This is a genomic window from Yimella lutea (genome assembly GCF_006715095.1).
Lineage (GTDB): Bacteria > Actinomycetota > Actinomycetes > Actinomycetales > Dermatophilaceae > Yimella > Yimella lutea.
Map to the genome: position 1 here is coordinate 2485790 of NZ_VFMO01000001.1, position 21575 is coordinate 2507364.

At 66.6% G+C, this 21575-nt stretch carries 16 protein-coding genes and 1 tRNA gene; 3 read left to right on the forward strand and 14 right to left on the reverse strand.

Going from position 1 to position 21575, the window contains the following annotated elements; all coding sequences use genetic code 11:
• A complete protein-coding gene (locus tag FB459_RS12015; protein WP_141928684.1) occupies nucleotides 1–996 on the forward strand; it encodes a nucleotidyltransferase family protein in 996 nt (331 codons plus the stop codon).
• On the opposite strand, the gene polA is transcribed toward FB459_RS12015, so the two are convergent.
• Nucleotides 993–3662, reverse strand: a complete 2670-nt coding sequence (gene polA / locus FB459_RS12020) for a DNA polymerase I (RefSeq protein WP_141928685.1) — start codon at nucleotides 3660–3662, stop codon at nucleotides 993–995. The two genes, FB459_RS12015 and polA, sit on opposite strands and share 4 nt — an antisense overlap.
• A 19-nt stretch (nucleotides 3663–3681) precedes the next feature.
• Between polA and FB459_RS12025 the strand changes: the two genes are divergently transcribed.
• The gene (locus FB459_RS12025; protein WP_370447346.1) at nucleotides 3682–4140 is read left to right on the forward strand and encodes a PaaI family thioesterase; all 459 of its coding nucleotides are present in this window, start codon (nucleotides 3682–3684) and stop codon (nucleotides 4138–4140) included.
• 66 nt (nucleotides 4141–4206) lie between these two features.
• Here FB459_RS12025 and FB459_RS12030 read toward each other — a convergent pair whose 3' ends face one another.
• Nucleotides 4207–4797 carry a GNAT family N-acetyltransferase gene (locus FB459_RS12030; RefSeq protein ID WP_129625061.1) on the reverse strand — a complete coding sequence of 197 codons (591 nt, stop codon included), beginning with the start codon at nucleotides 4795–4797 and terminating at the stop codon, nucleotides 4207–4209.
• Nucleotides 4798–4914: 117 nt separating this feature from the next.
• Between FB459_RS12030 and FB459_RS12035 the strand changes: the two genes are divergently transcribed.
• Entirely contained in the window at nucleotides 4915–5694 is a 780-nt protein-coding gene (locus FB459_RS12035) for a DUF554 domain-containing protein (RefSeq protein ID WP_141928686.1), read from the forward strand.
• A gap of 67 nt (nucleotides 5695–5761) precedes the next feature.
• Here the strand turns inward: FB459_RS12035 and FB459_RS12040 are convergent, their stop codons facing one another.
• From FB459_RS12040 to gltB, 12 genes are all read right to left on the reverse strand, one after another.
• Complete coding sequence (locus tag FB459_RS12040; RefSeq protein ID WP_129625059.1) at nucleotides 5762–6478, reverse strand: ABC transporter ATP-binding protein; 717 nt, start codon at nucleotides 6476–6478, stop codon at nucleotides 5762–5764.
• Nucleotides 6465–7283 (reverse strand): ABC transporter ATP-binding protein, encoded by an 819-nt coding sequence (locus FB459_RS12045; RefSeq protein ID WP_239702859.1) that lies wholly within the window; start codon nucleotides 7281–7283, stop codon nucleotides 6465–6467. The genes FB459_RS12040 and FB459_RS12045 overlap by 14 nt, the downstream gene beginning before the upstream one ends.
• Before the next feature lie 173 nt (nucleotides 7284–7456).
• Complete coding sequence (locus FB459_RS12050) at nucleotides 7457–8626, reverse strand: branched-chain amino acid ABC transporter permease (protein ID WP_141928687.1); 1170 nt, start codon at nucleotides 8624–8626, stop codon at nucleotides 7457–7459.
• Nucleotides 8627–8684: 58 nt separating this feature from the next.
• Nucleotides 8685–9713: a branched-chain amino acid ABC transporter permease gene (locus tag FB459_RS12055; RefSeq protein WP_129625057.1), complete on the reverse strand. Its 1029-nt coding sequence runs from the start codon at nucleotides 9711–9713 to the stop codon at nucleotides 8685–8687.
• Nucleotides 9714–9802: 89 nt separating this feature from the next.
• Nucleotides 9803–11029, reverse strand: coding sequence for a branched-chain amino acid ABC transporter substrate-binding protein (locus FB459_RS12060; protein ID WP_246092426.1), 1227 nt, complete (start codon nucleotides 11027–11029; stop codon nucleotides 9803–9805).
• Nucleotides 11030–11235: 206 nt separating this feature from the next.
• Complete coding sequence (locus tag FB459_RS12065; RefSeq protein ID WP_129625055.1) at nucleotides 11236–11853, reverse strand: ANTAR domain-containing response regulator; 618 nt, start codon at nucleotides 11851–11853, stop codon at nucleotides 11236–11238.
• Nucleotides 11854–11938: 85 nt separating this feature from the next.
• Nucleotides 11939–12991 (reverse strand): DUF695 domain-containing protein, encoded by a 1053-nt coding sequence (locus tag FB459_RS12070; protein ID WP_141928689.1) that lies wholly within the window; start codon nucleotides 12989–12991, stop codon nucleotides 11939–11941.
• Between the two features lie 127 nt (nucleotides 12992–13118).
• On the reverse strand, nucleotides 13119–13667 hold the full coding sequence (locus FB459_RS12075; protein WP_141928690.1) for an NADPH-dependent FMN reductase: 549 nt from the start codon (nucleotides 13665–13667) through the stop codon (nucleotides 13119–13121).
• Between the two features lie 160 nt (nucleotides 13668–13827).
• Nucleotides 13828–13910, reverse strand: a tRNA-Leu gene (locus FB459_RS12080).
• A 40-nt stretch (nucleotides 13911–13950) separates the two neighbouring features.
• Nucleotides 13951–15420, reverse strand: a complete 1470-nt coding sequence (gene pyk, locus FB459_RS12085) for a pyruvate kinase (RefSeq protein ID WP_141928691.1) — start codon at nucleotides 15418–15420, stop codon at nucleotides 13951–13953.
• A 143-nt stretch (nucleotides 15421–15563) separates the two neighbouring features.
• Nucleotides 15564–17021: a glutamate synthase subunit beta gene (locus FB459_RS12090; RefSeq protein WP_141928692.1), complete on the reverse strand. Its 1458-nt coding sequence runs from the start codon at nucleotides 17019–17021 to the stop codon at nucleotides 15564–15566.
• Nucleotides 17014–21552, reverse strand: coding sequence for a glutamate synthase large subunit (gene gltB / locus FB459_RS12095; RefSeq protein ID WP_141929523.1), 4539 nt, complete (start codon nucleotides 21550–21552; stop codon nucleotides 17014–17016). Before gltB ends, FB459_RS12090 begins: the two co-directional genes overlap by 8 nt.
• Nucleotides 21553–21575 lie beyond the last annotated feature (23 nt).

A 21575-nucleotide genomic window follows, 5' to 3' on the forward strand; every position in this document is an offset into this window, starting at 1 on the left:
GTGCCGGTGGCGGTGATCCTCGCCGGTGGACTCGGTACCCGGATGCGGCCGCTGACCGACCTGCGGGCCAAACCCGCGCTCCTGGTCGCCGGGACGCCCATCGTCGGTCATCAGTTGCGTTGGTTGGCGTCTGCCGGGATCAGGCGGGTCGTGATCGCGACCTCCTACCGCGCGAAAGACCTGCGCACGGTCCTGGACGACGGCTCGGAGTTCGGGGTAGCGGTCAGTTACGTGCACGAAGCCGAACCTCTCGGGACCGGTGGCGCACTGGCGCTGGCCACCCGAGCGATGGATCCGCACCAGGCTGTCGTCGTCCTCAACGGCGACCAACTCACCGGTCACGACCTCGAAGCGCACCTGCTCGCGTTCGCCGACGGCGGCGTGGCTGTCACCATTCATGCCCGGCGAGTGGACGATGCACGCGCGTTCGGCCTGTTGGAACTCGACGGTGATCAGGTCCGCGGCTTTCGCGAGAAGCCCACCGAGCCGGTTCCCGGCGTCGTGAATGCCGGCACCTACATCCTGCGGGCAGGTGTCCTGCGCGACGTGCCGAGCGACACCGCGGTGAGCCTCGAACGTGAGGTGTTCCCCCGCCTGATCGCCGACGGTTCCGTCGTCACCGCATACCTGGAGGACGCCTACTGCCTGGACGTCGGCTCCCCCCGTGCGCTCCTTCAGGCCAACCGGGACGCGGTCGCCAGAACCGGTGCCATAGCGCGGGTCGACGGCGTCGTGGCGAGCAGCGCGACCATCGACGGACACAGTTATGTCGGGACCGGCGCGGCGGTCGGCGCCGACGCGGTCGTCCACGGATCGGTCTTGATGCCCGGATGTGTCATCGGTGACGGCACGAAGATCGAACGCTCGATTGTCGCCCAGACCGCCGTCGTGGCCGCGGGAGTTCGGCTGCAGGACAACGTCATCGGCGAAGGAGCGCGGGTCAGCAGCTCCCTCGAACCCGGTGCGGTCGTGCCGACCGGTGCTGTGGTCGGTTAGTGCGCCGCCTGGTGCCAGGAATTGCCCACGCCGATGCTCACGTCGAGCGGAACGTCCATCTCGATCGCTGCGCCCATCTCACGACGCACGAGATCCTCGACCTGGTCGCGCTCGCCCGGCGCGATCTCCAGCACCAGTTCGTCGTGCACCTGCAGCAGCATACGTGACTTCAGGTCGGTGTCATCGAGCGCGCGTTGCACACCGAGCATCGCCATCTTCACCACATCGGCGGCCGAACCCTGGATCGGTGCATTGAGCGCCATCCGCTCGGCCATCTCGCGGCGCGGACGGTTGTCGGACGTGAGGTCGGGCAGGTACCGGCGGCGGCCGAGCATCGTCTCGGTGTAACCCACCACCCGGGCGTTGTCGACGACCGAGCGCAGGTAGTCGCGCACGCCACCGAACCGCTTGAAGTACTCGTCCATGAGGTCCTTCGCCTCACCGGTGCTGATCGTGAGCTGCTTGGACAGACCGAACGCGGACAACCCGTACGCAAGTCCGTAACTCATCGCCTTGACCTTCGACCTCATCTCCAGGGTTACGTCGGCGGGCTCCACTCCGAAGACGCGTGCTCCGACGAATCGGTGCAGGTCCTCGCCGGTGCGGAAGGCTTCGATGAGCCCCTCGTCGCCGGACAGGTGAGCCATGATGCGCATCTCGATCTGGCTGTAGTCGGCCGACATCAATGACTCGTAACCCTCTCCCACCACGAACACCTCGCGCACCCGGCGGCCGGCCTCGGTGCGAATCGGAATGTTCTGCAGGTTCGGGTCGACCGAGGACAGCCGGCCGGTCGCGGCGACGGTCTGCAGGTAGGTGGTGTGGATGCGTCCGTCGTCGGCGGCCGACTTCATCAGACCCTCGACGGTGACCCGCAGGCGTGACCAGTCGCGGTGCCGCAGCAGTGCTTCCAGGAACGGGTGCTCGGTCTTGGTGTACAGGTCGGTGAGTGCGTCGGCGTCAGTGGTGTAGCCGGTCTTGGTCTTCTTGGTCTTCGGCATGCCCAGCTGGTCGAACAACACGACCTGCAACTGCTTGGGTGAGCCGAGATTGATCTGCTCGCCGCCGATCGCGTCGTACGCGTCCTGCTGCGCCTGCCGCACGCCGTCGGCGTACTCCGATTCCAGCGACTGCATCGCGTCGGCGTCGACCGCAATACCGGTGCGCTCCATCGAGGCCAACACACCGGTCAGCGGAAGCTCCACCTCGCGCAGCAACTGCGCTCCACCGGTGTTGTCGAGTTCGGTCGCCAATGCCTGGGCGAGTTCGGCAACGGCGGCGGCCCGCACCATGGCTTCGTGCGCCTCGGTGTCGGTGCCGCCGAAGTCGAGCATCCCCTGCGCGGCGGGTTCGGCGTCGGCCCGCAGTTCGCGCTTGAGGTAGCGCAGGACGAGGTCGGCGAGGTCGTACGAACGCTGGTCAGGACGCACCAGGTAAGCCGACAGCGCCGTATCGTTGACGATGCCCTCGACCGGCAACCCACTGGCCACGAGTGCCTGCGCCTGCGGCTTGGCGTCGTGCATCACCTTCGGTCGAGCAGCGTCCGAAAGCCATTCCCGCACAGCGATCTCGCCTCGCGGTTCAAGCGTCGCGAGCTCGAGGTAGGCCGCCTTGTGGTCGGCGCTGATCGCGATCGCTTCGGCCTCGCCCGCGCCGCGCGCCCAGCGTCCGATGACCTCGACACCGGCGGTCACCCCGCTGCTGAGGTGCTCCCCGATCCATTCGGCCACCTCACCCGGCGGGAGCACCTGGCCCTCGACATCGACTCCGTCCTCGGCCTCCTCCTGCACAGCTTCGAGCGTGGCGAACAGGCGGTCCCGCAGCACTTTGAACTCCAGGCCGTCGAAGACGGTGTGCACCTCCTGGCGGTCCCACACCTGGCGCTCGAGACCGTCCGGATCGGTGGGCAGCACGACATCGCGCAGCAACTGGTTGAGCCGGCGGTTACGCAGCACCCCGTCGAGGTGGGCCCGGAACGACTCGCCGGCCTTGCCCTTGATCTCGCCCGCATTGGCAACGACGCCGGCGAGGTCGCCGTACAGGCCGATCCATTTGGCCGCCGTCTTCGGACCGACACCCGGGACACCGGGCAGGTTGTCGGACGACTCCCCCACCAGCGCGGCGAGGTCGCTGTAGCGCTCGGGCAGAACTCCGTACTTCTCCTGCACCGCGGCCGGTGTCATGCGAGCAAGTTCCGAGACACCGCGCACCGGGTAGAGCAGGGTGACTTTGTCGTTGACCAACTGCAACGCGTCCCGGTCGCCGGAACAGATCAGCACCTCGTCGAAACCGGCGTCGACCGCCTGGGTCGTGAGGGTGGCGATGATGTCGTCGGCCTCGTAGCCCTCGGACTCGATGTAGGTGATTCGCAGTGCGTCGAGCACCTCACGCAGCAGGGAGACTTGACCCTTGAACTCGTCCGGGGTGGCCGAACGTCCGGCCTTGTACTCGGCGTACTCCTCCACCCGGAAGGTCTTGCGCGAGACGTCGAAGGCCACGCCGACGTGGGTCGGTTCCTCGTCACGCAGGACGTTGATGAGCATCGAGGTGAAGCCGTAGACGGCGTTCGTGTGCTGCCCCGTCGTGGTCGAGAAGTTCTCGGCCGGGAGGGCGAAGAAGGCGCGGTACGCCAAGGAATGTCCGTCCAACAACAACAATCTCTTCACGCATGGCAGCCTAAGCCCCATGACCGACAACCACGCCGCCCCCACCACCTCCTCGATGTCCGACCCGGAAATGGTCGAACTGTTCAACACGATGAACGCCGGAACGCTCGTCGAACGGATGGGGATCGAGTTCCTCGAAGCCTCCCCGCAGCGGGTCGTGGCCCGGATGCCGGTGGAGGGAAACACCCAGCCCTACGGCCTGCTGCACGGCGGCGCGAGCGTCGTCCTGGCCGAGACGGTCGGATCGGTGGGCTCGGCCCTGCAAGCCGGCGAAGGACGCGCCGCGGTTGGGCTGGACATCAACGCGACCCATCACCGCGGCGTCCGCAGCGGATTCGTCACCGCCACGGCGACGGCGATCTCGCTCGGCCGCACGGTGGCGTCCTACGACGTCGCGATCACAGACGACGAGGGCCGCCGGGTCTGCACCAGCCGCATCACGTGCATGCTGCGTGACGCGCCGACCAAGGCACAGTGACGCCCTAACAGGGCGAAAGTCCGCAGAACTCGCGGGTCAAGGCGCGGGTTCTGCGGACTTTTGCGTTCAGCCTGCGTTGCGGGCGGTCGCGGTCTTGGTGCGGGCGCGGCCACGGATGGAACGGCGCAGCCGGACGACGGACTGTCCGCCCGCCCGCTCGGCCGCGAGTTCGGGCTCGAGATGGCGACGCAGCGCGGCCACCGAGGTCGATCGCAGGGTGGTCGTGCTGGCGAACCCGAGCCGGGCGAAGAATCGGTTGATGTCACGCTGCGCAGCAGGCACCGCAGCGGTGACGACGCCGGCCCCGATGCTCTCGGCGGCGAGCGGGACGACGGCCAGCAGGGAGCGTGCCACGCCGGTGCGCCGGTGCGCGGGAAGCACGTACATCTGATCGATCCAGACGGACGTCTCGTCACTCATCGAGCTCATCGGGTTGCGCAACAGCACCAGGTAGCCGGTGGCCTCGGTCCCGTTGTGCGCCAAGAAGATTCGCACGTCCTTGTGCTCGACGGCGTCCCGCAGCCGGCCGTCGCGAACCATCCGGGCAGCCCATTCACGGGTCTGCCCGGCAGACACCCGGTAGTCGATCCACAACTGCTCGAGGTCCACCAGGTCGGCCGAGCCAGGACGCACCGCACGCACGGACGAACGCGCCATTTCGTGTCTTCTCCGGATCGTTGAGGGTTCACCTTCCGACCGGAACAGTACGCCTGTTCAGTTCGGCGTGGAACAAGAATCCGACAGATTGCTCCCGTCGGACTACCGTTACCGCTCGTGAGCGCAGTCTTTCCTGGCCTCGGCACGGTCATCAACGTCGCGACGGTCGTCATCGGTGCCGTGTTGGGGATGCTTGTGGGGCACCGGCTTTCCGAACACACCCGCTCCGTGGTCACCGACTGTCTCGGCCTGGTCACTCTGCTGACGGCAGGTCTGAACGCGATGATGGTGACGGACATCGGCCTGACCGATGCCGTCGGCAGCGGTGCTCCCCTGATGATCGTGCTCGGGGCGTTGCTCATCGGCGGGATCGCGGGCAGCGTCCTGCGGATCGAGGACCGACTGGAATCGGTGGCCGGGCGCATCCAGTCCCGGATCGCCGGCCGGATGCCGAAGGAGCAGATCGACGCCGATGCCGGCTCGGCTCGCGAGCGCTTCATCGAGGGCTGGATGACCGCGTCCCTGTTGTTCTGCGTCGGGCCACTCACCATCCTCGGTTCCCTGAACGACGGACTCGGACGCGGCATCGACCAACTCGTGCTGAAGTCCGTCCTGGACGGTTTCGCGGCGATGGCCTTCGCGTCGACCTTCGGCATCGGCGTCCTGATGTCGGCGGTCTCGGTGGCGGTCGTCCAGGGAGGGCTCACGCTCGCCGGGTTCCTTCTCGGCTCCGTGCTGCCCGACCCCCATATCGCAGCACTGACAGCCACCGGTGGGGTCATGTTGATCGCGATCGGCTTGCGGCTGTTGAACATCCGTCAGATCGCGGTCGGAGACATGCTGCCGGCGTTGATCGTCGCTCCCCTGTTGACCCAACTCGTCATCGCGCTGCGTTGACGAATGCGAAAGTCCGCGGAACCGGCGACCCGACACCGTGGTTCCGCGGACTTTCGCATCGAGTGGGTCAGTCGGCGCCCAGGTAGGCAGCCTTCACCGCGGGGTCGGCGGCGAGCTCGGCGCCGGCGCCCTCGCGGGTGATGTAGCCGGTTTCGAGCACGTACGCCCGGTGGGCGATCTTGAGCGCCTGGTTGGCGTTCTGCTCCACGACCAGCACCGTGGTGCCCTGGCTGTTGACTTCCTTGATGATGTTGAAGATCTGCTTGATGTACTGCGGGGCGAGGCCCATCGAGGGTTCGTCCAGCAGCAGCAGCTTCGGGCGGGCCATCAGCGCGCGGCCGATGGCGAGCATCTGCTGCTCGCCACCGGACATCGTGCCGCCGGCCTGCTTCTCGCGCTCCTTCAACCGCGGGAACAACGTGAAGACCCGTTCGAGGTCCTGGTCGTACTCCTTCTGGTTCTTCTTGCGCGCGTACGCACCCATGTCGAGGTTGTCCAGCACGGTCATCGCCGGGAACACACCGCGCCCTTCGGGGGTGAGAGACATGCCGAGGCCGACCCGGGAGTGACCGGGGACCTTGGTGATGTCCTTGCCGTCGAAGGTGATCGAGCCGGACGAGGAGTTGAGCAAGCCGGCGATGGCACGCATCGTCGTCGTCTTACCGGCACCGTTGGCGCCGATCAGCGACACGATCTCGCCCTCGTTCACGTCGATCGAGATGCCGTGCAGCGCCTGGATCCTGCCGTAGTGGACCCCGAGGTCCTTGATCTCAAGCAACGCCATCTTCGTCGTCCTCCACTCCCAGGTACGCAGCGATGACGGCCGGGTCGGCCTGGATCGCCTTCGGTACGTCATCGGCGATCTTCTTGCCGAACTCCAGCACCACGATGCGGTCACAGACACCCATGACCAGCTTCATGTCGTGCTCGATGAGCAGCACCGTGTAACCCTCGTCCCGAATGGTGCGGATGAGCTCCATGAGCTCTTCCTTCTCCGCCGGGTTGAAGCCCGCGGCCGGCTCGTCGAGACACAGCAGCTTCGGCTCGGTCGCCAGGGCGCGCGCAATCTCCAGACGACGTTGGTAGCCGTAGGGAAGGTTGCGCGACAGTTCCTGGGCCTTGTCCGCAATGCCGACGAACTCCAGCAGCGCCATGCCGTGCTCGATCGCCGACTTCTCCTCGCGGATGTGCCGTGGCGAACGCACGAGTGCGCCGAAGACGCTGGTCTTGTGCCGGGCGTCCAGACCGACGACGACATTCTCCAGAGCGGTCATCTCACCGAACAGGCGGATGTTCTGGAAAGTGCGGGCGAAGCCGGCGCGGGTGATCGCGTTCTTCTTCAGACCAAGCACCGACTTGCCCTCGAGCAGCACACCTCCGCTCGCCGGCTTGTAGACACCGGTCATGGCGTTGAAGCAGGTCGTCTTTCCGGCACCGTTCGGACCGATCAGACCGAGGATCTCGCCGCGCTTGATGTCGAACGAGACGCTGTCCAGGGCGGTCAGACCACCGAACTTGACCGTCAGGTTGTCGATCTCGACCAGCTTCTCGCCGACCTCGACCGCGATCGTGCGGTCGAGCTCGACGATCTGTGCCGCCTCCGAATCCGGCGGCGGCGGGGGCGCCGGGTGCGCGTCCTCGTCCAGCAGTTCGTGCTCGTTCTCCGGTTCGCCCTTGCCCAGACCGAGGTGGCCGGGCGTGTACGTCTGGCGTTCGGGACCGTCGCCGGGCTCCCCGCCGATCACGTTGTGGGTGTTCTCGCTCACGAGGTGGCCTCCTGCTCTGTGCCGTGTCCTGGGTCCCTGCGCAACCGTGCCGCTACGCGCTTGGCCTTCTTGCCGTACGCGAGCAGGTGGTTACGGGCACCGAACAGACCCTGCGGTCGGAAGATCATGATCAGCACCAGCAGGATGCCGAACACGAGGTACTTCTGCTCCGCGATGAAGATGAATCGAATCGGCAAGTAAGACACCAAGATTCCACCCAGGACCGCTCCGAACTTGTTACCGGCACCGCCCATGACGACAGCCGCGATGAACAGCATGGAGGTCGCCACGTCGAACTTCTGGTTGTTCACGAAGCCGACCTGACCGGCGAAGATCGCACCGGACAGACCACCGAGCGCCGCGCCGAGACAGAACGCCCACATCTTGAACTTGAAGGTCGGCACGCCCATCACCTCGGCCGCGTCCTCGTCCTCACGGATGGCGATCCAGGCACGACCCACGCGCGAGCGCTCGAGGTTGCCCAGCAGCAGCATCACGATGATGATCACCGTCAGGATCAGCCAGTACCAAGCGGTTCCGTTGCTCTGGACGAAGATCGGCACGCCTTTGTCATCGGTGCCCGGGGGGCGACCGATGCTCTGGAAGCCGGTGTTGCCCTTCAGCGCCGGGATGATCGTCGCCAGCAGGCGGATGATCTCTCCGAAGCCGAGGGTCACGATCGCCAGGTAGTCACCGCGCAGGCGCAGCGTCGGGATGCCGATCAACATGCCGACGATGCCGGTCACGATCATCGCCAGCGGCAAAGTGGCCAGGTAAGGGATCTTCACCATGGTGGAGTCCGGGCTGGTCCACAGCGCCGCGACGTACGACCCGACCGCGAAGAAGCCGATGTACCCCAGGTCGAGCAGACCGGCCTGACCGACCACGACGTTGAGGCCGAGCGCGACGAGCGCGAACCGGGCCGCGTCGAAGCAGGCCAGCGGGAAGTTGTAACCGGCGCTCTCGGTGGACAGCAGCGGCGGATTGAGGATCGGTAGCAGGTAGAGCAGCGCTGCTGCGACCGCGAGGACGCACCACTGCTGCCAGCGCTCCAGACCGTTCCACCAGCGGGACAGGCCCTCGAAGCGAGTCGGTTTGCGGGTCTCTTCCGACTGCTCGTCGGCCTTGGCCTGGGACGCGGCTGCGTCCGGGATCGGGGTGCTCATCGGGGTCCTCGCAACGTATCGGAGCGACGCAGGAGCGTAGAACTTCGTGGGGTGATTCTCATGCGCGTACCTTCCCCAGGTTGGATCCGAGGATGCCGTCGGGGCGAACCATCAGCACCATGATCAGGATGACGAACGAGACGACGTCGATCCACTGAGCACTACCCAGGAGCCACGCGCCGTAGTTGCCGATGACGCCGAGCAGCAGACCACCGAGCAGCGCTCCACGGATGTTGCCGATACCACCGAGCACGGCGGCGGTAAAGGCTTTGATGCCGAGGATGAATCCGCCGTTGTACTGGACGCCGGCGGGCACCTTCATCACGTAGAACAGTGCGGCTGCGCCGGCGAGGGCACCACCGATGACGAACGTGATCATGATGATGCGCTCGCGGTTGACGCCCATGAGGGTTGCGGTGTCGGGATCCTGCGCAACGGCACGCACGCCACGTCCGACGCGCGTGTGCCGGATCAACTGGTCGACCGCAACCATCATCAGCACCGCTGCGCCGACGATGATCAGCGACGACAGCGGGATGGTGGAGCCGAAGACTTCGAAGATCGCCTCGTCCTTGAACATCGTCACCGAGGGCTCCGCGACGGCGCCGCGCCACCAGAAGAACGCGTATTGGATGACGAAGGACATGCCGATCGCGGTGATCAGGAAGACCAGGCGGGGGGCGTTGCGGGCCCGCAACGGTTTGTAGGCGATGCGTTCGACCGCGAGCGCGACCAGCGCGGAGACCACCATCGCGATGACCAACGCCAGCAGCAGGTTGCCGATGATGGCCGGCCATCCCAGATTGGGGACGGACGCTCCGAAGCCGAGCGCGGTCAGGGTGAACACCACCGCGTAGGCGCCGGCGATGAAGACCTCGGAGTGGGCGAAGTTGATCAGGTTCAGGACGCCGTACACCAGGGTGTAGCCCAGGGCGACCAGCGCGTAGATGGCGCCGAAGGTGAGGCCGTCGAAGGTGGCGTTCCAGAAGTTGTCGGCCAGTTCCTGCCAGTGGAAGCTGATCCAGGTGTTCTCGTCGGCGGACGCGAGCGCGGACAGCGCGGGCACCACCGAATGGAGGGCTGTCATGCAAGCCTCATTTCATGAAACCGGGCGAGGGCCCGTCCGCGGTTGCAGACAAGCCCTCGCTCGTTGGTGAATTCGGACCGATCTCGAAATCAGTCCAGCTTGCCGACAGAAACGATCTTGCCGCCGTCGACCTTGTAGCCGTAGACGGCCAGGTCGGACAGCTCACCCTTGTCGTCCCACTTGATCTTCTTGCTCAGGCCCTGACCGTCGTAGGTCTTGACGAAGTTGAGCAGCTTGGGACGGTCGGTGTTGCCCTTCTGCAGACCGGCCAGCAGGATCGCCGCCGCGTCGTAGGACTCGACCGAGTACGTACCGGGGGCCGCGTTGGCGACACCCTTGTACGCCGAGGCGAAGTCGGGAATCAGTTCACCGGGGATGCAGGGGCAGGTGAAGTAGGCGTTCTTGCTCGAGTCACCGGACAACTTGATGAACTGGTCGTCCTTGACGCCATCGGGTCCGATGAAGGCACCCTTGAAGCCCTTGGCGACGAGCTGCTGGTTCAGCGGCGCACCCTCGGCGTAGTAGCCGGCGTAGAAGATCGCGTCAGCCTTGGAGTTGACGATCTTCTGGACGGTGGAGCTGAAGTCCTTCTGCTTGGTGGTGACCTTGTCCTCACCGGCGAGCAGCTTCTTCTCGGTGAGCGCCTTCTTGGCGGTGCCACCCAGGCCGATGCCGTAGTCGGAGTCGTCCATGACCAGGTAGACCTTCTTGGCGCCGAGCTTCTCGGCCAGGATGGCCGCAGCCGGACCCTGGACGTTGTCGTTGCCCAGGCCACGGAAGAAGGTCTTCCAGCCGTTGCCCGTCAGTCCCGGGTTGGTCGCGGACGGGGTGATGTGGACGAGGCCCGCCTGCTCGAAGATCGCGCCGGTGGCCTTGCTCTCACCCGAGAAGGGCAGACCGATGACACCGACGATGTTCTTGTCGCCGACGGCCTGGGTGACCGGGCCGGTGGCCTTGGTGGGGTCGCCCTCGGTGTCGTACTTCTTGAACTGCACCTGGCAGTCCTTGTTCGACTTGTTGTGCTCGTTGATCGCGAGCTGGACGCCGTTGTACTCGTTGATTCCGAGCTGGGCGTTGTCGCCGGTCATCGCACCGATGAAGGCGATCGTGGTGCCGGCGGCGCACTTGGCCTTGCCGTCACCGGCAGCCTTCAGCGCGTCCTTCGGAACGTCGATGCTGGTCTGGGCCTGAAGGGTCTTCAGACCCTCGGCGCCACCGCCACCGCCGCCCTCGTTGCCGCCTTCCTCGTTGGCGCAACCGGCGATGGTCAGGGACAAAGCGGCGAGAGCCGCCGCAGTCTTCAGAGTCCGGGACACAGTGAAGTCCTCCATAGGTCATGCGAGTGCCACCGCGGCACGTGCGCTGATCGCCCGCCGTCCGCACGGGAATCGCGCGCCTGTCGGGCGTTCGGAACACTAATGCGGTGCGACACGGGCCGCACCGGGATCAGCGGAATGAAGCCTGTTCGTTACCAAGCGTCCGGAGCGAAGCCGCAGTGGGACGGATGCCCGGAACGGCTTGGTCAGCGCTTGGGCTGCGCGGCGCCGGCGACGACGGCGTCCGCCACCTCACGCATGCCGAGACGACGGTCCATGGCGGCCTTCTGGATCCACCGGAAGGCCTCGGCCTCGTCGAGATCGAGCGACTTCATCAGCACGCCCTTGGCCTTGTCCACAGCCTTGCGGGTCTCCAACCGCTCGAACAGGTCGGCGACCTCGGACTCCAGCGCCTTGCGCTCGGCCCAACGGCCGGCCGCGACGGTGATCGCCGGGCGCAGGTCGTCCGCGGTGAACGGTTTGAGCACGTAGGCCATGACGCCGGCTTCCGAGGCCCGCTCGACGAGCTCCTTGTCGCTGAACGCGGTCAGCATCACGACCGGCGCCAGTCCTGCGCCGCCGATCTCCTGTGCAGCGCTGATGCCGTCCAGGCGTGGCATCTTCACGTCCATCACGACGAGGTCCGGGCGCAGTTCGCCGACCAACTCCACGGCCTTGCGACCGTCGCCGGCCTCGCCGATGACGTCGTGTCCGGCCTCCCGCAACATCTCCACCAGATCCAGCCGGATGATCGCTTCGTCCTCGGCGACCACGATGCGCAGCGGGGCGGACACGCCGGCAGGAACGGCGGCAGTTTCAGGCATGGGGCCAGGGTATCGAGGCCGAGCCCCCGGCTCGACCCGGAAGGGATCGGGGCAGCTGTGAGATCCGTCGCGGATCGGCGTGAACTCAGCCCCGCAGGTGGGCCACGTTGGCCCAGCCCGGGTCGTCCTCGATGTGGGTCTCCACCCGACCCGGACGGCCGGACGCCGCAGCCTCCAGTTGCGCTGCACCGGTCCGGGTCGAGTCGACGTAGAAGTGGTACTGGCACCGGGATCCGGCCATGACGATCGCGACCAGCTCACCTTGGCCCTCGAGCCGCTCCGACAGGTGATCACGGAACGCCATCAGGTCACGCTGCACCGTTTCGTCGGGCAGACCTTCGGCGTCGCCGGTGTAGGTCACGCTGATCGTCACGCTCTGGTCGAGCGTGGGTGCGGACGCGGCCGCGAGCGGCACGCGGGCGAGCACCCGCACCGGTCCGATCTGGCTGACGCCTTCCAGCGCCACCCAGGAGTTGGCGCCCTCGAACTCCTGCGCCATGTCCCGCACGACAGCGCGCAGACCGGAGAGGCCGAAACCGTCCATCGGTGGAACGAGGCTCGGGTGAAGTTCGCCGATCCAGGTCTCGGTCATCGTCTCCCCCACGGCGGCGTCGACCGCCAGGAAGCAGAACGTGGTTCGCCCTTGCTCCCCCAGTTCCTCAAGACGAGGGTGGTGTACCTGGACGTCGACACGAGTACCCGAACGTCGCACGCCGACCCGGGTCTCGTTCAATGCGAGCTCGATCGAGTCCAGTTTCAGGACGGAGTCGGACAGGTCGAGCATGGGCGGACGCGCGTCGGCGTACGACCAGAACACGTCCGACTCCGGTGCGCCTTCCAGCCATCGTCGTGCCGTCGAACGCAACGCGGGGTCGCCGTCGGCGGTCACGACGAGCTTGTGCATGGACTCATCGCCCTTCGCGAACTCCCAGGACAGTTCGCCGGCGACCGCTTCGACCTGGCCGGTCATGTCGGCGACGATGCGCCCGGGGTCGCCCTCGGCGAGGGCGCTGCTGCTGCGCGCCATTCCTTCGTCGGTCCACCATGCCCAGAAGCGAGCGATCGCCTCAGCCTGTCGCGCGGTCTGGCGTGCCGCCTGGTTGTCGCGACCCTTGCCGCGTCCGCCGAAGAGTCCCACGAGCGTCCTTCCGTTCGGTCGGCTCAACGCTAGCCGAGCGCGGCAGCGGACTGTCGGCGGACACAGGAAGGCCCGCGAACGCCCAGGGGGGGTCGACGTTCACGGGCCGGTCTGTGGGGCTGCCGGATCAGGCAGCCGGCTGCTGCTGGCTCTGCTTCTGGGCCATCGCGGAGAGCGCCAGACGAAGTCGGTCGGCATTGTCCTCACCGACGGTGAGTTCGCCCTCGGGCGTGAGGTCGGCGTTGAAGACCAGGTTGATCTGGTCCACGACGTCGGCCTTGACATGCGTGAGCACCTCGGCCAATGCCTGGGTCGCCTGCGCGGCGCCGCTCCAGCCGTAGCCCACCAGGGCGATCGGCTTGGCGTGCCACTCGGCGTACAGGAAGTCGATCGCGTTCTTGATCGACGCCGGGAAGCTCTTGTTGTACTGCGGGGTGACGACGACGAGCGCGCCGAGGCCGGAAACCTGCTCGGCCCACGCCTTGGTGTGCGGCAGCGCGTAGTTGCCGTTCGCCGGCATGTCGACCTCGTCCAGGAAGGGCAGCGCGATCTGCGACAGGTCGAGCAACTCGACCTCCCACTCCCCCGCCGGGACGACCGACTCCACCCAGGCAGCAACCTTCGGACCGATGCGGGCCGGACGGGTGCTGGAGACGACGATGCCAAGCTTCTTCATGGACGTGTCAACGACTTCGTCGGCCGGCATCTTCCGTGGGGCGTCGGTGGTTTACGTCACATCGTGGTGATCATCTCAGCGAGCCATTCGCTCACGCGAGCCACCTACAGGAACACGAATCGGGGCGAACCCCCCATGGGATTCGCCCCGATTCGAGAAGTGCCGGGAGCGGGACTTGAACCCGCACGCCCTTTCGAGCAACGCATTTTGAGTGCGCCGTGTCTGCCATTCCACCACCCCGGCAGTGGACCGCCGCGCCACTATACGTCAGTGGCGCGACCGCTCACGAATCGGTTTCGCCCTCCTGGTGGAAGCCGTACGCCGGAGCCACGCCGTTCTTGGCGTCGCCGATCTTGTGCACGCGAATCGCGTTGGTGGAGCCGGGGATTCCGGGCGGGGAACCGGCGACGATGATCACCAGGTCGCCTTCCTCGCAGTACCCGTCGGCGATCAGGGTCTCGTCGACCTGCATCGCCATCTGGTCGGTGTGCATGACGGCCGGCACCAGGAAGGTCTCGACGCCCCAGACGAGCGCGAGTTCCGAGCGGGTCAGCTGCACCGGGGTGAACGCCAGGATCGGGATCTCGTTGCGCAGCCGGGCCAGTCGCTTGGTGGACCCGCCGGTGGTGGTGAAGGTGACCAGATACTTCACGTCCAGTTGGTTGCCGATATCGGACGCCGCCTTGCAGACCGCGTCACCCATCGTCCGGACGATGCCGTCCGGCAGCGGCGGGATGCGGTCGAATCCGTTCGTCTCGGTGCTCTCGATGATGCGAGCCATCGTCTTGACCGCCTCGACCGGCCACGCTCCCATCGAGGTCTCCCCCGAGAGCATGATCGCGTCGGCGCCGTCGAGCACAGCATTGGCACAGTCGCTGGCCTCCGCGCGGGTCGGGCGGTGATTCTCGATCATCGACTCCAGCACCTGGGTCGCGACGATGACCGGCTTGGACGCCATCCGGGACAACTCGACCGCGCGCTTCTGCACGATCGGCACGTCCTCCAGCGGCAACTCGACACCGAGGTCACCACGCGCCACCATCACACCGTCGAAGGCCTCGATGATGGCCTCGAGGTTCTCGACCGCCTGCGGCTTCTCGATCTTCGCGACGACCGGGCGGGTCTCACCCTCCTCGTCCATGATCTCGTGCACGCGGTCGATGTCGCCGGCGTCCCGCACGAACGACAGCGCGATGATGTCGCAGCCCTGGCGCAACGCCCAGCGCAGGTCGTCCTCGTCCTTCTCCGACAGCGCGGGCACACTCACCGCGACGCCGGGAAGGTTGATGCCCTTGTTGTTGGAGATCCTTCCGCCCTCGACGACGGTGGTCACCACGTCGGTGTCGGTCACCTCGATCGCGCGCAGCTCGATCTTGCCGTCGTCGATCAGGATGCGGTCGCCGGCTTCGACATCGCCGGGCAGGCCCTTGTAGGTCGTGGACACCCGTTCCTGATCGCCGTCGACGTCGTCCACGGTGATCGTGAAGGTGTCGCCCTTCTCGACCGTGATCGGGCCGCCGGAGAAGCGTGCGGTGCGGATCTTCGGGCCCTGCAGGTCGGCGAGGATCGCGACCGCGTGACCTTCGGCGTCACTCGCCTCGCGCACCCAGGTGTACATCTGGGCGTGGTCCTCGTGGCTGCCGTGCGACAGGTTCAATCGCGCGACGTCGAGGCCGGCGTGGACAAGTTCGGTGAGCTTCTCGGGACTGGCGACTGCAGGACCCATGGTGGCGACGATCTTCGCTCTGCGCATGACGCAACCCTAGCGATTGTTCGAACAAGCCACGATTTACGCTCAGTGACCGGAAAGTAGCTTTTCCGTTTTGACAACGGATCAGGGATGCCCGGCGGATCGTGTCCACCGGGCATCCCCGTCTCGCTGCTGGGTGACCGGGATCAGACGGTCAACGGCCGGTCCATGGGACCGATCGGCGCGGGCAGTTCCGATGTGCCGGAGAGGAATTCGTCGACCCCTCGCGCTGCCGACCGGCCTTCCGCGATCGCCCACACGATGAGCGACTGCCCGCGTCCGGCGTCACCGCAGACGAACACGCCGGGTGTGGTGGTCTCGAAGCGCTTGTCCCGCAGGACATTCGAGCGCTCGTCCTGCTCCACGCCCAACTGTTCGAGCAGACCTTCGCCCTCGGGTCCGAGGAAGCCCATCGCAAGGAGCACCAGATCGGCGGGCAGTTCCTTCTCCGAACCCGGCACCTCCTCGAAGCCGTTGTCGCCCTGGCGCACCTCGGCCAGACGCAACGCCTTCACATTGCCGTTGCCGTCGTCCACGAGTTCCTTGGTGGAGACCGCGTAGACGCGCTCGCCGCCCTCCTCGTGCGCGCTCGCCACGCGGTAGAGCATCGGGTAGGTCGGCCACGGGTGGTTCTGCGCGCGGTCCTCTCCCGGCTTCGGCATGATCTCCAGCGAGGTGACCGACTTCGCACCGTGCCGGTGCGAGGTGCCGATGCAGTCGGCACCGGTGTCACCGCCACCGATCACGATGACGTGCTTGTCGGTCGCGGTGATCTGGCCCTCGACATCCTCGCCGAGCGCCTGACGGTTGGCCTGGGGCAGGAAGTCCATCGCCTGGTGGATGCCGTTCAGTTCACGTCCGGTGACCGGCAGGTCACGGGGAACGGTCGCACCCACGGCGAGGACGACGGAGTCGTAGCGCTGGCGCAGTTGTTCACCGGTGATGTCCTTACCGACCTCCACGCCGCAGCGGAAGCGGGTGCCCTCGGCCTCCATCTGCGCGATGCGGCGGTCGAGCACGGACTTCTCCATCTTGAACTCAGGGATGCCGTACCGCAGCAGTCCACCCGGCTTGTCCGCACGCTCGTAGACCGCGACGGTGTGGCCGGCCCGGGTGAGTTGCTGGGCGGCGGCCAGACCGGCCGGACCCGACCCGACAACAGCAACCGTTTTGCCGGTCAGCCGGTTCGGGATCTGCGGCTCCACGACGCCGTCCTCGAACGCCTTCTCGATCGTGGTGACCTCGATCTGCTTGATCGTCACCGCGGGCTGGCTGATGCCGAGCACACAGGCGGTCTCGCACGGCGCCGGGCACAACCGTCCGGTGAACTCCGGGAAGTTGTTGGTGGCGTGCAGCCGCTCGATGCCGTCCTTCCAGTCGCCGCGGTAGGCCAGGTCGTTCCACTCCGGGATGAGGTTGCCGAGCGGACAACCGCTGTGGCAGAACGGGATTCCGCAATCCATGCAGCGGCTGGCCTGCCGCTGCACCTGGGCGAGTTCCTGTTCCTCGTAGACCTCTTTCCAGTCCTTGATGCGCACCGGCACCGGACGGCGAGCGGGCAGTTCGCGCTCGCGGTGCTTCAGAAATCCGCGCGGGTCAGCCACCGGACACCTCCATGATTCGTCCCCAGACCTCGGTTCCGTCGAGGTCGAGGCCCTCGGTCTGAGCCTTCTCTCGCACGTCGATGACGCGCTGGTAGTCGCGCGGCAGCACCAGCGAGAACCGCTGGTAAGCCGCGTCCAGGTCGTTCAGCAACTTCACGGCCACCGTCGATTCGGTCCATTCGGCGTGGTCGCGCAGCAACTTCTCCACGAGCGGCTTGTCGCGCTCGCGCACCTCGACGACGTCGACCAGTTCGGGATTCACCTGCGATGCGTCCAGGTCGAGCACGAACGCCAGGCCACCGGACATGCCGGCGCCGAAGTTGCGTCCGGTCGGTCCGAGCACCATCACCGTGCCACCTGTCATGTACTCACACCCGTGGTCACCGACGCCCTCGACCACTGCCGTGGCGCCGGAGTTACGGACGCAGAAGCGTTCGCCGACGACGCCGCGCAGGAAGATCTCACCGGACGTCGCGCCGTACCCGATCACGTTGCCGGCGATCGCGTTCGCCTCGGCGACCAGCGAGGCCTCGGGCAGGGGGCGGACGACGACGCGACCACCCGAGATGCCCTTGCCGACGTAGTCGTTGGCTTCCCCGAACATCCGCAACGTGACACCCACCGGCAGGAAGGCGCCGAGAGACTGGCCGGCCGATCCACGCAGCGACACGTCGATCGTGCCGTCGGGCAGTCCCTGTGGGTAACGCTTGGTGACCTCGTGACCGAGCATCGTGCCGACCGTACGGTTCACGTTCGTGATCGGCAGATCGATCCGCACCGGCTCCTTGCGCTGCAGCGCGTCCGCGCTCATCTCGATGAGCTTCTGGTCGAGCGCCTTGTCCAGACCGTGGTCCTGCACCGTGACGCAGCGGCGTGGGGCGTCGGCGGGTACGTCCACCTGGGCGAGGATCGGTGACAGGTCGAGACCGGCCGCCTTCCAGTGGTTGATCGCCCTGACCGTGTCGAGCATCTCGGAGTGACCGATCGCTTCGTCAAGGGTCCGGAAGCCCAACTGCGCGAGGAGTTCTCGCACTTCTTCGGCGATGTACTCGAAGAAGGTCTCAACGAACTCCGGCTTGCCACTGAACCGCGCTCGCAGGTCGGGGTTCTGGGTGGCCACACCCACGGGGCAGGTGTCGAGGTGGCAGACGCGCATCATGATGCAGCCGCTGACCACGAGCGGAGCGGTGGCGAAACCGTACTCCTCGGCGCCGAGCAGTGCCGCGATGACGACGTCCCGCCCCGTCTTGAGCTGGCCATCTGCCTGCACCACGATCCGGTCGCGCAGGTTGTTCAGCAACAACGTCTGCTGCGTCTCGGCCAGGCCGAGTTCCCACGGCCCACCCGCGTGCTTCAGCGAGGTCAACGGCGCAGCACCCGTTCCACCGTCATGGCCCGAGACCAGGACGACGTCCGCGTGCGCCTTGCTGACACCGGCCGCGACCGTACCGACGCCGGTCTCGGCGACGAGCTTGACGTGCACCCGTGCCGAGGGGTTGGCGTTCTTCAGGTCGTGGATCAGCTGGGCCAGATCCTCGATCGAGTAGATGTCGTGGTGCGGCGGCGGCGAGATCAGGCCGACACCGGGCGTGGAGTGACGGGTCTTGGCCACCCACGGGTACACCTTGTTGCCGGGCAGCTGCCCGCCCTCCCCGGGCTTGGCGCCCTGCGCCATCTTGATCTGGATGTCGTCGGACTCGGTCAGGTACAACGAGGTGACGCCGAACCGGCCGGACGCTACCTGCTTGATCGCCGAACGCCGCTTGGGGTCCATCAACCGCTCGGGGTCCTCGCCGCCTTCACCGGTGTTGGAGCGGGCGCCGATGTTGTTCATCGCGATCGCGAGCGTCTCGTGCGCCTCGCGGCTGATCGAGCCGTAGCTCATCGCACCGGTGGAGAACCGCTTCACGATCTCGCTGACCGGCTCGACCTCCTCGATCGGGATCGAGGGACGGTCGGTCCTGAACTTGAACAACCCGCGCAGCGTCATCAGGCGCTCGGCCTGGTCGTCGACGCGCTGCGTGTACTGCTTGAAGATGTCGTACCGGCGTTGCCGCGTGGAGTGCTGAAGTCGGAAGACGGTCTCGGGGTCGAACAGGTGCGGCGGTCCTTCGCGGCGCCACTGGTACTCACCGCCCACCTCGAGGCTGCGGTGCGCCTGGTGCTGGCCGCTGGCCGGGTATGCCGTGGCGTGACGTGCGACGACCTCCTTCGCGATCGCGTCCAGGCCGATGCCACCGAGGCGTGAGGTGGTGCCGGTGAAGTGGTCGTCGATGAGTTCCTTCGACAGACCGATCGCTTCGAACACCTGCGCGCCGCGGTAGGAGGCCACGGTGGAGATACCCATCTTCGACATCACCTTCAGCAGGCCCTTGCCGAGTGCCTTGATGAGGTTACGGACGGCCTCCTCGGGGGTGACGCCCTCGATCTCGCCGCTGCGGACGAGGTCCTCGACGGTCTCCATCGCCAGGTAGGGGTTGACGGCGGCTGCGCCGTAGCCGACCAGCAGTGCGACGTGGTGCACCTCGCGGACGTCACCGGCCTCGACGACGAGGCCGACCTTCGTGCGGGTGTGTTCGCGGATCAGGTGGTGGTGCACGGTCGAGGTGAGCAGCAGCGACGGGATCGGCGCGAAGTCGGCGTTGCTGTCGCGGTCGGACAACACGATGAACCGGTACCCGTCGGCGATCGCTTCGCTGACCTCGGTGCAGATGCCGCGCAGCCGAGCGCGCAGTGCCGTGACGCCCCCCTGGGCGTCGAACGTGCCGCGGACGACGTAGGTCGCGAAACCCGGGAAGTTGCCGTCCGCATTGATGTGCCGGATCTTGGCCAGTTGGTCGTTGTCGATCACCGGGAACGGCAGTTCCACCTGACGGGCGTGCTGCGGCACGGCCTCGAGCAGATTGCCCTCGGGCCCCATGAAGCCGCCGAGCGAGGTGACCAGTTCTTCACGGATGGAGTCCAGCGGCGGGTTGGTGACCTGCGCGAACAGCTGGGTGAAGTAGTCGAAGATCATCCGCGGACGGTCCGACAGCACAGCGATCGGGGTGTCGGTGCCCATCGAGCCGAGCGCCTCGCCCTTGCCGGCCGCCATCGGGCGCAGCAGGATGCGGATCTCCTCGTGTGTGTAACCGAAGGTCTGCTGTCGACGGAGTACGGATTTCGGTGAGTGCCAGACGTGTTCGCGCTCCGGCAGGTCCTTGAAGTGGATCAGACCGCCGTGCAGCCACTCCTGGTACGGGTGCTCCTGGGCGAGTTGCTGCTTGACCTCCTCGTCGCCGATGAGGCGACCGGCCGCGGTGTCGACCAGGAACATTTTGCCCGGCTGCAGGCGTCCCTTGCGGACGACCTTGGCCGGATCGAGGTCGAGCACACCGGCTTCGGACGCGAGCACGACCAGGCCGTCGTCGGTCACCGAGTAGCGGCCCGGACGCAGACCGTTCCGGTCCAGGACCGCGCCCACCAGGGTGCCGTCGGTGAACGCGACGCAGGCCGGGCCGTCCCACGGCTCCATCAGGGCCGAGTGGTACTCGTAGAACGCGCGGCGCTCGGGGTCCATCGTGGCGTGGTTCTCCCAGGCCTCCGGGATCATCATCAGCACGGCGTGGGGCAGGCTGCGCCCGCCGAGGTGCAGCAGTTCCAGCACCTCGTCGAAGGACGCGGAGTCGGAAACCTCGCCCGCACAGATCGGGAACAGCCGCTTCATGTCGCCGCCGAACAGCTCACTGCGCAAAGTGGATTCGCGCGAGTGCATCCAGTTGCGGTTACCACGGACGGTGTTGATCTCGCCGTTGTGGGCGATCAATCGGTACGGGTGGGCGAGCGGCCACGCCGGGAAGGTGTTGGTCGAGAATCGCGAGTGGACGAGCGCGAGTTCGGAGCTGAACCGCTCGTCTGACAGGTCCGGGTAGAAACGACCGAGCTGCTCGGTGGTGAGCATGCCCTTGTAGGTGATCGTCCGGCTGGACAGCGACGGGAAGTAGACCTCGGTCTCACGCTCGATCCGCTTGCGCAGCGCGAAGGCGCGACGCTCCAGGTCGAGTCCGCCCACTCCGTCCTCGGTGCCGGCGACCGCGACCTGGCGGAACACCGGCATCACGTCACGCGCGGCCTGACCGATCATCGAATCGTCGGTCGGCACGTCACGCCACCCGAGCACCCGCAGGTTCTCCTCGGCAGCGATCTGGTCGATGCGCTCACCGATGTGCCACTGCGCGTCGGCGTCCTGCGGCAGGAAGGCAATACCGATCGCGTACTCACCCTTGGTGGGGAGCTCGAACTCGCAGACGCCGCGGAAGAAGTCGTCCGGGATCTGGGTCAGGATGCCCGCGCCGTCACCGACGGTCGGGTCGGCGCCGGTGGCTCCACGGTGCTCGAGGTTCATCAGCGCGGTGAGGCCGAGCTGCACGATGTCGTGCCCCGCCCAACCGCGCATCGTGGCCACCATCGCGACGCCGCAGGCGTCCTTCTCGGCGGCTGGGTTGTACAGTCCCTGCGCCGCAGGAACTGCTGAGAACGAGCTCTGACCCATGGGTCCGATCACCATCCTGTCGT